This is a genomic window from Glycomyces harbinensis (genome assembly GCF_900101745.1).
In the GTDB taxonomy this organism is placed as follows: Bacteria; Actinomycetota; Actinomycetes; order Mycobacteriales; family Micromonosporaceae; genus Glycomyces; species Glycomyces harbinensis.
The window spans coordinates 173,246-185,881 of sequence record NZ_FNAD01000008.1 but is presented as its reverse complement, the minus strand read 5'-3'; the positions used below and the strand labels follow the sequence as shown (position 1 = coordinate 185,881).

General features: G+C 71.2%; 11 protein-coding genes. 6 read left to right on the top strand and 5 right to left on the bottom strand.

Going from position 1 to position 12,636, the window contains the following annotated elements:
* Positions 1 to 191: 191 nt before the first annotated feature.
* Together BLQ63_RS27870 and BLQ63_RS15195 are read left to right on the top strand one after the other, a co-directional pair.
* A complete protein-coding gene (locus BLQ63_RS27870; protein WP_143014918.1) occupies positions 192 to 1,208 on the top strand; it encodes a hypothetical protein in 1,017 nt (338 codons plus the stop codon).
* 169 nt (positions 1,209 to 1,377) lie between these two features.
* A complete protein-coding gene (locus BLQ63_RS15195) occupies positions 1,378 to 1,704 on the top strand; it encodes a MoaF-related domain-containing protein (RefSeq protein WP_091036617.1) in 327 nt (108 codons plus the stop codon).
* A gap of 139 nt (positions 1,705 to 1,843) precedes the next feature.
* Here BLQ63_RS15195 and BLQ63_RS15190 read toward each other — a convergent pair whose 3' ends face one another.
* Complete coding sequence (locus BLQ63_RS15190) at positions 1,844 to 2,506, bottom strand: pentapeptide repeat-containing protein (RefSeq protein WP_091036614.1); 663 nt, start codon at positions 2,504 to 2,506, stop codon at positions 1,844 to 1,846.
* A 483-nt stretch (positions 2,507 to 2,989) separates the two neighbouring features.
* Between BLQ63_RS15190 and BLQ63_RS15185 the strand changes: the two genes are divergently transcribed.
* Positions 2,990 to 3,979: a TIGR01777 family oxidoreductase gene (locus BLQ63_RS15185; protein ID WP_091036611.1), complete on the top strand. Its 990-nt coding sequence runs from the start codon at positions 2,990 to 2,992 to the stop codon at positions 3,977 to 3,979.
* Positions 3,980 to 3,989: 10 nt separating this feature from the next.
* Here BLQ63_RS15185 and BLQ63_RS15180 read toward each other — a convergent pair whose 3' ends face one another.
* The 3 genes from BLQ63_RS15180 to BLQ63_RS29290 form a co-directional block, all read right to left on the bottom strand.
* Positions 3,990 to 4,670: a DUF1275 family protein gene (locus tag BLQ63_RS15180; RefSeq protein ID WP_091036609.1), complete on the bottom strand. Its 681-nt coding sequence runs from the start codon at positions 4,668 to 4,670 to the stop codon at positions 3,990 to 3,992.
* A 4-nt stretch (positions 4,671 to 4,674) separates the two neighbouring features.
* A complete protein-coding gene (locus tag BLQ63_RS15175; protein ID WP_177154951.1) occupies positions 4,675 to 6,006 on the bottom strand; it encodes a choice-of-anchor A family protein in 1,332 nt (443 codons plus the stop codon).
* A 269-nt stretch (positions 6,007 to 6,275) separates the two neighbouring features.
* The gene (locus tag BLQ63_RS29290) at positions 6,276 to 7,199 is read right to left on the bottom strand and encodes a TetR/AcrR family transcriptional regulator (protein WP_091036604.1); all 924 of its coding nucleotides are present in this window, start codon (positions 7,197 to 7,199) and stop codon (positions 6,276 to 6,278) included.
* 74 nt (positions 7,200 to 7,273) lie between these two features.
* Between BLQ63_RS29290 and BLQ63_RS15165 the strand changes: the two genes are divergently transcribed.
* Together BLQ63_RS15165 and BLQ63_RS15160 are read left to right on the top strand one after the other, a co-directional pair.
* Complete coding sequence (locus tag BLQ63_RS15165) at positions 7,274 to 8,500, top strand: MFS transporter (protein WP_245680977.1); 1,227 nt, start codon at positions 7,274 to 7,276, stop codon at positions 8,498 to 8,500.
* A gap of 12 nt (positions 8,501 to 8,512) precedes the next feature.
* On the top strand, positions 8,513 to 8,902 hold the full coding sequence (locus tag BLQ63_RS15160) for a carboxymuconolactone decarboxylase family protein (protein ID WP_091036598.1): 390 nt from the start codon (positions 8,513 to 8,515) through the stop codon (positions 8,900 to 8,902).
* A gap of 262 nt (positions 8,903 to 9,164) precedes the next feature.
* On the opposite strand, the gene BLQ63_RS15155 is transcribed toward BLQ63_RS15160, so the two are convergent.
* Complete coding sequence (locus BLQ63_RS15155) at positions 9,165 to 10,310, bottom strand: DUF5925 domain-containing protein (protein ID WP_218125285.1); 1,146 nt, start codon at positions 10,308 to 10,310, stop codon at positions 9,165 to 9,167.
* A 327-nt stretch (positions 10,311 to 10,637) separates the two neighbouring features.
* Here BLQ63_RS15155 and BLQ63_RS15150 point away from each other — a divergent pair, with 327 nt between their 5' ends.
* The gene (locus tag BLQ63_RS15150) at positions 10,638 to 12,593 is read left to right on the top strand and encodes a bifunctional copper resistance protein CopD/cytochrome c oxidase assembly protein (protein WP_143014917.1); all 1,956 of its coding nucleotides are present in this window, start codon (positions 10,638 to 10,640) and stop codon (positions 12,591 to 12,593) included.
* Positions 12,594 to 12,636 lie beyond the last annotated feature (43 nt).

Sequence of the window (12,636 nt, the reverse complement as noted above, 5' to 3'; positions counted from 1 at the left end):
AATTGTCGGACCCCTTGGGTACGGTCGCCGAGGCAACTGAATAGCGAGCGCGGCGCCTTCGGGCGAAGCGCGATCACCGATCGGACGGTGCGATGGCGACAACGAGACCATCAGGCAGTTCACGGAAGCAGGCCGGGCCGAAGGCCCTCGCCGACCACCTCGGGGGCATCGCCCCGCCGAGCGCGAGCGTCTTGACCGACGCGGAGCCTGAAACCACTGCAAGCGGCCCGACCCTCTTCCCCGATCACCTGCTCGGCGCGATCCCGCCCGTCCCGGGCGGCGTCGCCGAGGAATTGGCGGGCGTCGCCCCGCCGGATGCAGGCGGCATCGGACGCGGGCTCGGCGCGACGAGACCGGATCCGAGACCGCCCTCGGACCGGAGCGACCCATTGCGGGGACCGGAGATGGTCGCGCAGGCACTGCCGTTCGCGACGGTCCCGTCAGAACCGCTGCGCGAGCACTTCACCAAGTGGCTGGTCCGCTCGCTGACCCAGACCGCCTGGAAACTGGGTCTCGCCGAAGCGAAAGCGCAGCAAGCCGAACCGGCGCGAGCCGCGCCTGAGACCAAGCCGGGCCCCGAGCCGCGGCAGACGCGGGAACCGAGCGGGCCGACAGCAACCACGAAGGCCGCAGCCGAACGCACCGCCGAACCGGTGAACCCTCCGGAAGGCTCCGTAGCAAAGCGTCGGCGAAAACCCCCGAGCGCACCGAGAACCAAACCGCGACAGGCCGCTCCTCCACCCGCACCGACGCACCTCCGTGGGCCATTGACGGCACCCGAGACGCCGGCCGCATCCGGCGGCCAGTCGACCAGTCCGCGACCGCAGTTCGTGCAGCGAGGCGATCCGACGGTCTGGATCACCAACGCATTCCTTCGCTCGCGAGGCTGGACCGGAGCCGCGATCCGCGACTTCCTTCCCGAACCCGAGGGTCTGAAACCGAACCCGCGATTCGCGGCCACCGGCGCACCGATGCCGGTCTGGCGACCGGAGACCGTGGCGGCGGCCGAGAAGACAGCCGACTGGCGGGCATGGCTGGAAAGGTCGCTGCGGCGCAGACAGACCACCTTGGCTGCGCTGGCGGCATCCGAAGACGCGGACTTCCGAGTCCGCCTCGAAATCGCGACGCAAGCCATCGAGGCCTGCGGCGGTTCAGCGAACGCAGGTCCCACCGATCGGGCGACGGGCGTTGAGAAAGGGGGCGAGTGACGGGCAACGATGCAGAAGGAGTGATACAGGTTGGCGGTGATGACCGTTCTTGAGCATTCGGAGTCGGCGAATCGCCGGATTGCGCGCCGCTCAACTCGTAGGTTGGAGGGCGGCCGCATTCAATCGGTCTGATTCAGGGCATCGGCGAAGGTTACGAAGGGAGCCGGGCATGAGTGATTTCGCGTTCGCGGGGAAGGTCTTCGAGATCCGTCTCGACAACGGGGTGGTCTTCCGCAACACCTACGGACCCGGGGGCGACAAGCTCCGCTACGAGATGATCGACGGCGCCACCGAGGGCGGCTCGGGCACGGTCGACCTGTATGTGGGAGAGGTCGCCGAGGGGGTGTACCTGGTGGGCTGGAACGAGGAGTCGGGCACGGCCGTCACACAGGTCATGGACTTCAACACCAAGCGGATCACCGCCTTCTTCTCGCTCGACGAGGACGGCGGACGGACCGGCGAGGTCCACGACGGGACCTTCCAGGAGGTGATCTAGCCGAGCAGTGAACGAATTCGGTCGAAGCGATGAAGCGGGAGCGGCGTTGCAACTGGCCGAGTGAAACGGTGATGGTCAAGATCGGCCGCCGCAACGCCGCAACGCCGCAACGCCGCAACGCCGCAACGCCGCAACCGGGCTATGCCAGTTTGAACCCCGCGGCCTTTGCCAGCTCTCCGGCGATCTCGACCGCCTGGTCGGCCGTGATCAGCGACCCGCGCAGGCTCATCAGGCCGGTGATGCCGCCCAGCTCGGCCTGGCGGAAGTCGCAGCCCTTGGCGTTCGCCACACGGGAGAAGTCGGCGCCCGGGAAGGTGCATTCGATGAACACCGTCTTCGAGAAGTCGCCCAGGAACGTCGCGTTCATGAAGCGGCACCGCTCGAAGACCACCGGTCCCTTCGCGCTTCCGATCGAGATCCCGGCGAAATCGGCCCGGCAGTCGGCGATGTAGACGTCCTGCGCCAGCGAGAACTGGGTCTGCCAGCCCACCAGGTTGCTGTCGGTGATCTCGAGCCGGCGCGCGGTCGCCCGCTCCCAGCGGCTGTTCGACAGCACCGACCGCTCGATGGTGGTGTCGACGATCTCGAAGGGCGTCAAGACCGTTCCCGAGAGGTCGGTGCTGCGGACCAGTGACTGGTCCAGGCTGCCGTCGGCCTGCGCGGAGGTCCACTGGAGTCCGTCGAGCAGCCGTTCGCTCAGCTCGAAGTCCGGATCGGGCGGCTCTTCGAGCGGTTGCAGCCGCTCGGCTTCCCACAGCGGTCTGCGCATCGAGCGCCGCTCATCGATCTTCCTGAACTTCACCGGGCCTCCTCGGTCGTCTAGACCCCGGCAGGCTACGGCACCCCACCGACATTCCGGCCCGCGCACCTTCGGCGCCGTCCGGTTTCGGCGCAGGGGAGATCCAACCGGAAGCGGTTCGGAATCGCCCCCGATTCAAGGGTGCCCGGCGGGTGTGACACTCCGGCGGAGCGAGGTCGACCCGGCCGCGCCTGTGAGGTCTTCAGGGCAGGGGAAATCCATAATGCGGCGGTTCGCGAGCGCCCCCGGTTCAAAGGGTGCCCGGCGGGTGTGACACTCCGGCGCCTGTCGAGCTTGCGATTTTCGGGCAGGGGCAATTCTGATTGCCGCGGTCTGCAGCGCCCCCGATCTAAGGGTGCCTGCGGGGTGTGACAGTTCGGTGCTTTCGTCCCCGGTTTTTTCCGGAGTGATCCCGCGAGTGATGCCAAGATCATATTTGAACGTGTTCAAGTTCTGGCGTATCGTTGGCGCAAAGGAGGAAGCCCCATGAAGATCGTCATTCCCGGTGGTACCGGCAACGTCGGCGCCGTCCTCGAGCGCGGCCTGCTCGCCGCCGGGCACCGCGTCATCGTCCTCACCCGCACCCCTTCGCGCCCCCACCACATGCACTGGGACGGGCGCACCCTCGGCCACTGGGTCGAGGCGATCGACGGCGCCGACGCCGTCGTCAACCTCGCCGGCCGCAGCGTCAGCTGCCGCTACACCCCCGAGAACCTCAAGGCCATGATGGACTCGCGAGTCGACAGCACCCGCGTCGTCGGCCAGGCCATCGCCGCCGCCCGCAAACCCCCGGCCGTCTGGCTCCAGGCGAGCACCGCCACCATCTACGCCCACACCTTCGGCCGCGCCAACGACGAGGCCACCGGCGTCATCGGCGGCACCGAACCCGACGCACCCGCCTACTGGGCCAAGAGCATCCGCATCGCACAGGCCTGGGAACGCGCCCTCGACGAAGCCGACACCCCGCACACCCGCAAGATCGCCATGCGCTCGGCGATGACCATGAGCCCCGACCGCGGCTCGGTCTTCGACGTCCTCTCCCGCATGGTCCTGCTCGCCCTCGGCGGCCCGATCGGCGGCGGGCGCCAGTACGTGTCGTGGATCCACGAGGAGGACTTCGTCCGCGCCGTCCGCTTCCTCATCGGCCACACCGACCTGACCGGCCCGGTCAACCTGGCCTCGCCGCACCCCCTGCGGCAGAAGGACTTCATGCGCGTCCTGCGGCGCGCCTGGGGCGGCCACGTCGGCCTCCCCGCGACGCGCTGGATGGCCGAGATCGGCGCGTTCGCGATGCGCAGCGACACCGAGCTCCTGCTCAAGAGCCGCCGCGTCATCCCCGGCCGCCTGGAAGGGGCGGGGTTCGCCTTCCTCTACCCCGCTTGGGAATCGGCCGCCGACGACCTCGCGCGAAGGGTCGCCGAGGACCGCAAGTGGCCGCTGGTGCGCACCCCGGGCATCCACGTCCGCGCCGCCTGAGCCGGGCCGGTCAGCCCTCGGAGCCCCGGTGGCGGGCCTCGGCGAACGCGGCGGCCGCCATGGCCGCCGCGACCGCCGCGGCGACCCAGCAGACCGCGCTGAACGACACCGCGTTCGCCAGGATCGACCCGAGCCCCGCCGCGACCAGGTACACCGCCCACACCCCGGCCTGGAGCCGCGCCGTGCGCAGGTCCTCGCGCCCTCCGGACAGGTTCACCGACATCGCGATGAGCGTCCCGGTGAGCACCGTCGTGGTCACCCCCGACAGTCCGATCCGGGCCGCGTGGATCGACTGCACGCCCATCGCGAACGCCGCCAGCGCGATCGCGAGCTCGGTCGGCCCCGCCAGTCCCGCCGCCGCGAGCGCCACGACCTCGGCCACGAGGAGGAACGGCACCCCGAAGCTGGTGAGCACGTGCCGTCGCGTCGCCAGGGAAGCGAGCACCGTGCCGAGTGCGAACCCGGCGAGCGACCACAGCGGGCCGATGGGGGAGAGCCCGTCCTCGCGGCCGGTGAGGTCCCCGGACACCGCGACGGCCAGCAGGACCGCGTTCCCGGTCTGGTTCGCGACGAACTGCTGGCCGAGGCCGAGGAACCCGGCCCCGTCGACCGCCCCGGCGAGCGCCGTGAGGACCAGTGCGGTCCAGGCGTGCGCTTCGGCGCGGTCGAGCGAGGCGAGGGGCCGCTTCATGTCATCAGCTCCGGGCGCCCTTTCGCCGCACGGCCGTGGCGACGACCGCCGCGGTGCCGAGCGCCGCGAGTGCGCCCGCGGCGATGATCAGGGGGCGCATCGAGTCGCCGGTGGTCGCGAGTGAGTCGCCGCCCGATCCGCCCGGCCCGTCGGTACCGTCGGCGCCGGTCGTGCCGTCGCCGCTCGTGGGCCCGTCGGTGGCGCCGGTGGAGCCGTCGGCCGACATGCTCGGCTCGTCGCTCTCGCAGGTGAGTTCGGCCGCGAACGGGAAGTGGTGGATCTCGCCGCCGTTCTCGCCGATCTCACCCAGGTTGGCGTTCTTGGCGATGATCTGGCCCTCGACGTTGGCGGGGCTGATGTCGGAGTAATCGGCGTCGGGCGCGAGGATGCTGCCTTCGACGGTGTCGCCGGCGGCGATGCGGAGCCTGGTGGTGTCGTCGAAGTTCCACAGCATGTACGGCGCCTGGGGGCCGCTGATGCCGGCCTGCGTGGCGACCCGCCAGTCGAGTTCACCGCCGGTGCCGGAGGTGTCGACGTTGACGAGCAGGGGCGTGTCGGCGCTCGGGGGGTTCAGGAACGTCAGGTCGGACATGTTGTTGAGATCTTCGCCGGTGAGGTTGATGACGTTGGTCCTGCCCTGCTCCAGGGTGATGCGGATCTGCTGGTTGGTGCCGACCTGGCCCTTGGGGACGACCGCTCCCGAGCTGTCGGTCATCTCGACCGCGGCGGCCTCGCACGCGTACAGCTCGGCGGCCTCGGACCGGAAGGTCGCGAACGCGTCGGCGAAGTCGATCGGGGAGGTCGGGCCGACCGAGTCGATCGGCTGCTGCGCGGTCAGTTCGATGCGCGGCGTGCTGTTGTAGTCCTCGCCCGCGGCCACGAGGTGGGTGTTGACGGAGGCGCCGTTGCCGTCGGTGTTGAGGACGCTGGTGCCGCTCAGGTCGCCGATCTTGACATAGCCGCCGTTGAGGACCTGGACGACGGAGGTCGCCAGGTCGACGGTGTAGTCGACGCGGCCGCCGACCACGAGGGCGCTGGGCGCGGCGTCGCCGGGCGCGGTGAACGAGCCGGTGTCGTGGATCATGACGTTGTAGGACCCCTCGATGCGGAGGTCCCCGCCCGTGGCGATCGGTCCTTCGGCCTCGGTCGAGGCGAGGATCGTCCGGTTCTCCACGAAGGCGTTGAACCCGAGCGCCTTTTCCAGCGGGTTCAGGTTCACGACGGCGGCCTCGGCGTGGATCGTGGCGGCGACCGCGGTGACGGCCACGGCGGTGCCGGCGGCGGCCGCGGCGAGTGCGACGGTTCGCGAACGGCGGCGGGTCGGTGTGGTCTGCAAGGTGAGTCCCCCAGGATGTCGATGGTCGGCGGCGGTCGGGGGAACCGCCCATGAGCCTATCGGCGCCCGTCCCTCGAAGGGGTGAACGAAACACTGCGGTTCGCGACGTCCCGGGGAACGGCCGTCGAACTCGTCGCCGCTCCCGCGGCCCGGCCGCGGTCGTCGGCGCGACCGCTCACTGCGATGCGCCCGGCCGGGCGTGTCCGACGGACCGGCGCGCTCGGGCGACGGAGGCGCCCACCGGCGCTCGCGCCGCCCAGTCGCGCCGTTCACTCCGCCAAGAGCTTGAGGACCACCGGGCGGGAGACAGTGCCCGCGACCTCCTTGGCGAGCCGGTTCGCGCTGGTGCCCCGGGCGTTCGCGGCCCGCAGGGCCTCCCCGAGCGCCGCCTTCGCCTCGTCGGCCTCGGCCTGCGCCCGACGCAGCCGCGCGGCCGCCGCGGCGACGGGGTCATCTGCCGCCGACTCGGGCAGGGTCCCGCCCGCCGCGCCGACCGCCAGCACGGTCTCGTCTTCCGCGCCGACGCCTTCGGGGTCGTACGGCCCGGTCACCCGGTCCTCGCCGCCCTCGCCGGTCAACTCGTTGACCGGTCGCGGGAAGGCGCCCGAGGCCCGCGCCGCGCCCTCGGCGAAGGAGACCAGGAACGCCTTGATCGCGTCCGCGTCGTCCCACCGGTCGCCGAGCAGGAGCCGGCGCAGCTGCGGGACCAGGTTGAGCCAGTTGGGGATACCGCAGATGACGAGGGTCATCAGCCCGGCCCGGAACGGGTCGTCGGTGCCGAAGTGGCGCAGCGCGCCCTCCAGCTTCAGGCGGTAGTGCTCGCGCCGCCAGCCGCCGACGTCGTGCACGTCGCCGCCGCCGCGGTGCAGGGCCTCCCAGGCCAGGAGCCGCAGCAGCTGGGGGCGGGTGCGCTGGTAGTCGTAGAGGCTGCCGACGAACGCGCCCACGTCGCCGGTGCCCCACAGGGGGTCGACCAGCTCGGTGAACTCCTGCATGACGTCGATGAGGACCGCGTCGAACAGCTTGTCCTTGCTGCCGAAGATCCCGTAGATCCGCTCCTTGTTGACCCCGGCGGCGTCGGCGATGCTGTCGACGCGCCCGCCGGCCAGGCCGTGCTCGGCGAACTCCTCGCGGGCCGCGCGCAGCAGCGCCCTGCGGGTGGCGTCGGAGCGTTTCCCCTCGTGCAATGGCATGAGGCCCAGATTACCACCATGTAAACCAACTATTTGGTTGACAAGGGGGTCGGGCCGGGCCTAAATTTGCCGCCATGACAGCAACCACCACCGCGTCATCCACCCGCTACGTCCCGGCGCAGATGCCCGTCCGCATCGGCCCGGTCCACACCCCGGCCCGCCGCGCCGTCCCCGTCTTCGCGCTCGCCGCCCTGCTCGCCACCGGCCAGATGTACACGCCGATCCCCATGTTCAGCGCCATGGAGGCCTCCTGGAACGTCGGCCTGGGAGCGATGACCTGGGTCATCAGCGCCTTCGCGTTCGGCTACGCGGGCGGGTTCCTCCTCTTCGGCCCCATGGCCGACCGCTTCGGCCAGAAACGCGTCCTGGTCATGGGCCTGATCGCCGCCGGAGTGGTCACACTATTGACCGGTCTGGCGCCGACGTTCGCCACCGCCCTGCCCCTGCGGGTCCTCCAAGGCCTCGCGGTCGGCACGATCCCGCCGGCGATGACCGCCTACGCGACCTCCCGGATCGCCCCGGGCCGGCGCGCGGTCGCCGTCGCCACCATCGTCACCTCGTTCCTCGCCGCCACCGTCATCGGCCAGCTCGCCTCCCAGACCGCGATCCGGTTCGTCGACTGGCGCTGGGTCTTCATCGGCTCGGCCGTCCTCTTCGGACTGGTCGCGATCGCCGCGCACCGCATCATGCTGCCCGACCGCCTCTCGGGCGACGCGAGCCTGGCCCGCAGCTACGCGGCGATCCCGCGGGTCCTGCGCCTCCGCCGGCTCCTGCCGATGCTCGGCGCCGGGTCCCTCGCCATGGCCGCCATGGTCGCCGTCTACACCGGCATCGAACTCACCGGCATCGTCACCGGCTCGGGCGGCCTGCTCGCCCTGCGCGCCAGCGCCCTCCCGGTGATGATCGCCCTGCCGTTCCTGGCGATCCCGCTCGCGCGCATCGCCCGGCCCTCCCAGGTGGTGCTCGGCACGATCGTCGCCGCCGCCTCGATGCTCGCCGCCGCGTTCGCGGGCGGGAACCTGGTCGTGCTCGCGGTGCTCCTGGCCGTCCTCATCGGCGGCCTCGGCATCGTCGCGCCCGCGACCACCCAGACCGCGGGCGAACTCGGCGGCGAGCACCGCGCCGCGGCGTCCTCGGTGGCGATGTTCAGCTTCTACGTCGGCGCCACGGTCGGCCCGCTCGTCGCGCAGGCCGCAGCCGCCCACGGCTTCCCCGCGCTCGCCTGGACCCTTGCGGCGATGCTGTCGGTTGCAGCAGGATTGGCCCTGTGGGGCAAGCACATCCAGCCAACCGACGCTTAAGGGGCATCGCAAATGGAGCAGCACGGAGAACGGTACGAACGCGGGCTCAAAGCCCTGCAGCACATATCGGGCGACACGGAGCCGTCGGTCCTGACCTCCCTCGCCGGCATCGCCCCCGACCTCGGCCGCTACATCGCCGAGTTCGGCTACGGCGACCTCTACACGCGGCCGGGCCTGGAACCGCGCGACCGCCAGCTCGTCACCCTCGGCGCACTCGCGGCACTGGGCAACGCCGCCCCGCAGCTGCGCTTCCACATCAACGGCGCGCTCAACGCCGGCTGCACGAGGGCCGAGGTGGTCGAGGCGCTCATCCAGATCGCCGCCTACGCCGGGTTCCCGGCCGCGATCAACGCCCTCAAGCACGCCGAGGCGGTCTTCGCCGAAATCGACGCGAAGGCATGAGCCGCACGAGGTCTCGGGCCAGGACCTCGCGCACGAACCGGGGGCGGTGCCGCACGGCACCGCCCCCGCTCAACGTCATGACAGCGCATTGTCGGACCCCCGAAGCACCCTTGAGTTCGGGGGCGCAACGGATGTCCGAATTGCGGGGACACTCCCGGATCCCGCCGGTGGCCCTGCGCATTGTCGGACCCCGGGTGCACCCTTGGGTCCAGTCGAAGTCCAGTTGCGAAGACCGGGGCCGCATCCGCGGCTCAGCGCCGCTCTAGAGGTACTGCCCCACGTGCTGCTGCGGGATCGCGGACTCGGTCCGGGTCGGGTCGGTGCCGCCGCGCTTCGCGTACAGCTCGGCCAGGGTCATCGGCTCGCGCACGGCCTCCCCGCCCATCCAGTCCGTCGACTCCAGCGGCGACAGCTCCCCGACCTCGATCTGCGCCAGGCACCGTCCCGGACGCACCACCGCCGGGTGCAGCCGGTCCAGCCGCTCGTTCGTCGTGATGGCCACCATGATCTCCCGGCCCTGCCCGAGCAGCCCGTCCGTCAGGTTCAGCAGGCGCGCGAGCGACTGCCCCGACGCCTCCTTCGCCTCACCGCGGATCAGTTCGTCGCAGTCCTCCAGGACCATCAGCCGCCAGTGCTCGCGCCGCGTCTCCCCGTCGTCCAGCACCATGTCCATCTCGGACCCGATGATGACCTCCATCAGGTAGGACGGGTCGGAGAAGAACGCCTCCGGGTCCAGCACCGTGTCCACCTGGCACCACGGCGCCCACTCCCTCGCGAGGGCCCGCAGCGCCGTGGTCTTGCCCGTACCGGGCGGGCCGTGGAGCAGCACCAGCCGCCCCGTCACGTCGGACGACCTGGTCGCCATGAGCTTGCCGAGCGCCGAACCGGCGCTCGAGGAGTAGTTGCGCTCGATCTCGGGCCAGCGGGGCGCGCTGATCGACCGGGTGGAGCGGAACGGTCCCCGCGCCGACCGGTACCAGAACCCCATGTCGACCTTGTCCTCGCCGGGCTCCTCGGCCGTGCCGGTGCGCTCGGTGACGTACGCGGCGACCTCCTCGGCGCGCTCGCGCGTCTCGGCGGTCACGACCGCCTGGCCGGTGCCGTCGCGCCAGCGCTGCGTCCGCAGCGTCCAGCCCTCGCCCGTCACCAGTTGGAGGAAGGAGATCCCGGAAATCGACCGGATGAGTGAACCGCCCTCGGGAATCAGGTCGACGTCGTCCGCGACCATGTCGAGGGCCCGGACCACCGCGTGCGGCTGCGCGCCGGTCACATAGGCGTCCAAGGCCATGAGGTTCAGCACGTTGGACGGGTCGTCCGAGCCGTCGAGCGTGAAGTGCATGTTGCCGAGCACGCCGCCGCCTCCCTGGAGCAGGTTCATGATCTCACCGCGTCTTTCGATGATTCCCATCGCGATCCACCATAGAAAACTACGGCGCCGCTCGCCTCGCCGTGACTGCCGATGCACGACTCTGCCAATGTACGGCTCTGCGAACGGCGCACCGTGATCGTGCCTTATGACTCCGACAAGACTGGAGGACGCCCTCGGGCGCGCCTGGGAGTCGCCGGCGATAACTGACCCCACCCGGTGGGGCGTGAGCTGGATTAATCAGCCATGCTGGGATGCGTGACCGCATCGACCGAGACCAGCCAAAACACCGCCGCCACCATACCTGGCGGCGGCGGCGGGCACCGAGGGGGGCCGCGTGCGCGCGCGGGCCGGCCCCCGCGTCGCGGCATGCGGGTACCGGCCCTGTGCGCGGCCGCTCTCGCGGGCCTGCTGGCGGCCGTGATCGCCCTGGACCTGGGCGGGGCGGTGGACGTCGCCGCACTCCCGGGCCTGGCCGCCGCCGACCCGATGGTCACGTGGGCGGCGGGCCTGCTCAAGTACGGCTACGACCTCGCGATGCTCGCCGCGGTCGGCTGCCTCATCGCCGCCGCGTGCTTCCTGCCCGGGCGCGCGGGCGCGCGCCGCCGGCTCTCGGCCCAGTCGTGGCGGTGGCTGCGCATCGGCGCGGTCGCCTCCGGCCTGTGGGCCGCTCTCGCGCTGGTGAGCCTCCCGGTCGACTTCGCGAACACGTTCGCGCGGCCCCTCTCGGAGGTCACCGTCCCGGGTGTGTGGTCGTATGTGGCCCAGTACGAGCAGGGCCAGGCGCTCGGCCTGGCGGCGCTGTTCGCCGCGGCCGCCGCCGTCGTCGCGGCCCGCTCGTTCACGATCCCGGGCGCGGCCTGCGCCGCCGCCCTCGCGCTCGCCGCCGCGGTGCCGCCGATCTTCACCGGGCACTCGGCGTCCAACGGCAACCACCAGATCGCCGTCGACGGCCTCCTCATCCACGTGGTGGCCGCCGCGTTCTGGGCCGGGGGCCTGCTGGCCCTGTTCATCGCCCGCAAGGACCCGGCTACGGCCGCCCGCCGCTACTCGTTCGCGGCCGGCCTCGCCTACCCCGCGATCGCCGTCTCGGGCCTGATCGTGTTCGTCGCGAACGTGGCGCTCACCGACCTGTGGGAGTCGGCGTACGGGCGGATCGCGCTGGCGAAGCTCGCGGTGCTCGCCGTCGGCGGCGTCTTCGGCTGGGCCCACCGCCGCCGCACCCTGCCGGCGGTCGAGGCCGGGGACCGGGGCGCGTTCACGCGGCTCGCCGCGGTAGAGCTGGGGCTCATGGCGATCGCGTTCGGCCTCGCCTCGTCCCTGTCGGTGACGCCGCCGCCCGCCGAGGAGCTCCCGGACCCGAACACGGCCCTGCTGGGTTTCCCGACGCCCGGGCCGGTCAGCCTCACCGCCGTCCTGACCGACTGGTACCCGTCGATCCTGTTCTGCGCCATCGCGATCACCCTCGTCGGCTTCTACGTCGCGGGCGTGGTGCGGCTGCGCCGCCGCGGGGACTCCTGGCCCTGGTACCGGACGGCCCTGTGGATCGCCGGGTGGGGCGTCGTCGTCCTCACCACCTCGACCGGGCTCGGCAAGTACGGGATGGTCCTGTTCAGCGCCCACATGATCCAGCACATGGCGCTGAACATGCTCGCGCCGATCCTGCTCGTCCTGGCCGCTCCAGTGACGCTCGCGCTCCGGGCGCTCAAGCCCGACCGGGCGGGCGGGCCGCGCGAGTGGCTGCTCGCGCTCATCCACAGCGGCTGGTCGCGGTTCGTGTCGCAGCCGCTCATCGCGCTCCTCGTCTACCTGACGAGCCTGTACCTCATGTACTTCACGGGCATGTTCGAGTGGGCGATGCGCGGGCACTTCGGGCACCTGTTCATGACCGCGCACTTCCTCGCCGCCGGGTGCCTCTACTTCTGGGTCATCATCGGACCCGACCCGAAACCGCGGCCGCTCTCCTACCCGGCGAAGGTCCTGCTGTACTTCGTGTCGATCGTCTTCCATGCGATCTTCGGCCTGACGCTGATGATGGGCACGACCCTCATCGCCGAGGACTGGTACACGCAGATCGCGATGCCATGGGTCACCGACCTGCTCGCCGACCAGCGCGCGGGCGGCGGCATCGCCTGGGCGTTCGGCGAGATCCCGAGCCTCATCATCATCTGCGTGCTCATCGCGCAGTGGGCGAACTCGGAGGACCGCGAGGGCCGGCGCCTCGACCGGATGGCCGAGCGCGCCACCGCCTCCGGCCACCCGGAGGACGACCCGCACGAGGTCTACAACGCCTATCTCGCGAGCCTCGACCAAGAACGCCGCTAGGGGGCGGTGGCGCCGGCGCTCCCGGTTTCAATACTGTGGTGGC

What these genes read in the sequence shown, in the direction of transcription:
- BLQ63_RS15195 (WP_091036617.1), top strand. Translation starts at nt 1,378, where the DNA reads ATGAGTGATTTCGCGTTCGCGGGGAAGGTCTTCGAGATCCGTCTCGAC.
- BLQ63_RS15185 (WP_091036611.1), top strand. Translation starts at nt 2,990, where the DNA reads ATGAAGATCGTCATTCCCGGTGGTACCGGCAACGTCGGCGCCGTCCTC.
- BLQ63_RS15180 (WP_091036609.1), bottom strand. Translation starts at nt 4,670, where the DNA reads ATGAAGCGGCCCCTCGCCTCGCTCGACCGCGCCGAAGCGCACGCCTGG.
- BLQ63_RS29290 (WP_091036604.1), bottom strand. Translation starts at nt 7,199, where the DNA reads ATGCCATTGCACGAGGGGAAACGCTCCGACGCCACCCGCAGGGCGCTG.
- BLQ63_RS15165 (WP_245680977.1), top strand. Translation starts at nt 7,274, where the DNA reads ATGACAGCAACCACCACCGCGTCATCCACCCGCTACGTCCCGGCGCAG.
- BLQ63_RS15160 (WP_091036598.1), top strand. Translation starts at nt 8,513, where the DNA reads ATGGAGCAGCACGGAGAACGGTACGAACGCGGGCTCAAAGCCCTGCAG.
- BLQ63_RS15155 (WP_218125285.1), bottom strand. Translation starts at nt 10,310, where the DNA reads ATGGGAATCATCGAAAGACGCGGTGAGATCATGAACCTGCTCCAGGGA.
- BLQ63_RS15150 (WP_143014917.1), top strand. Translation starts at nt 10,638, where the DNA reads ATGCGGGTACCGGCCCTGTGCGCGGCCGCTCTCGCGGGCCTGCTGGCG.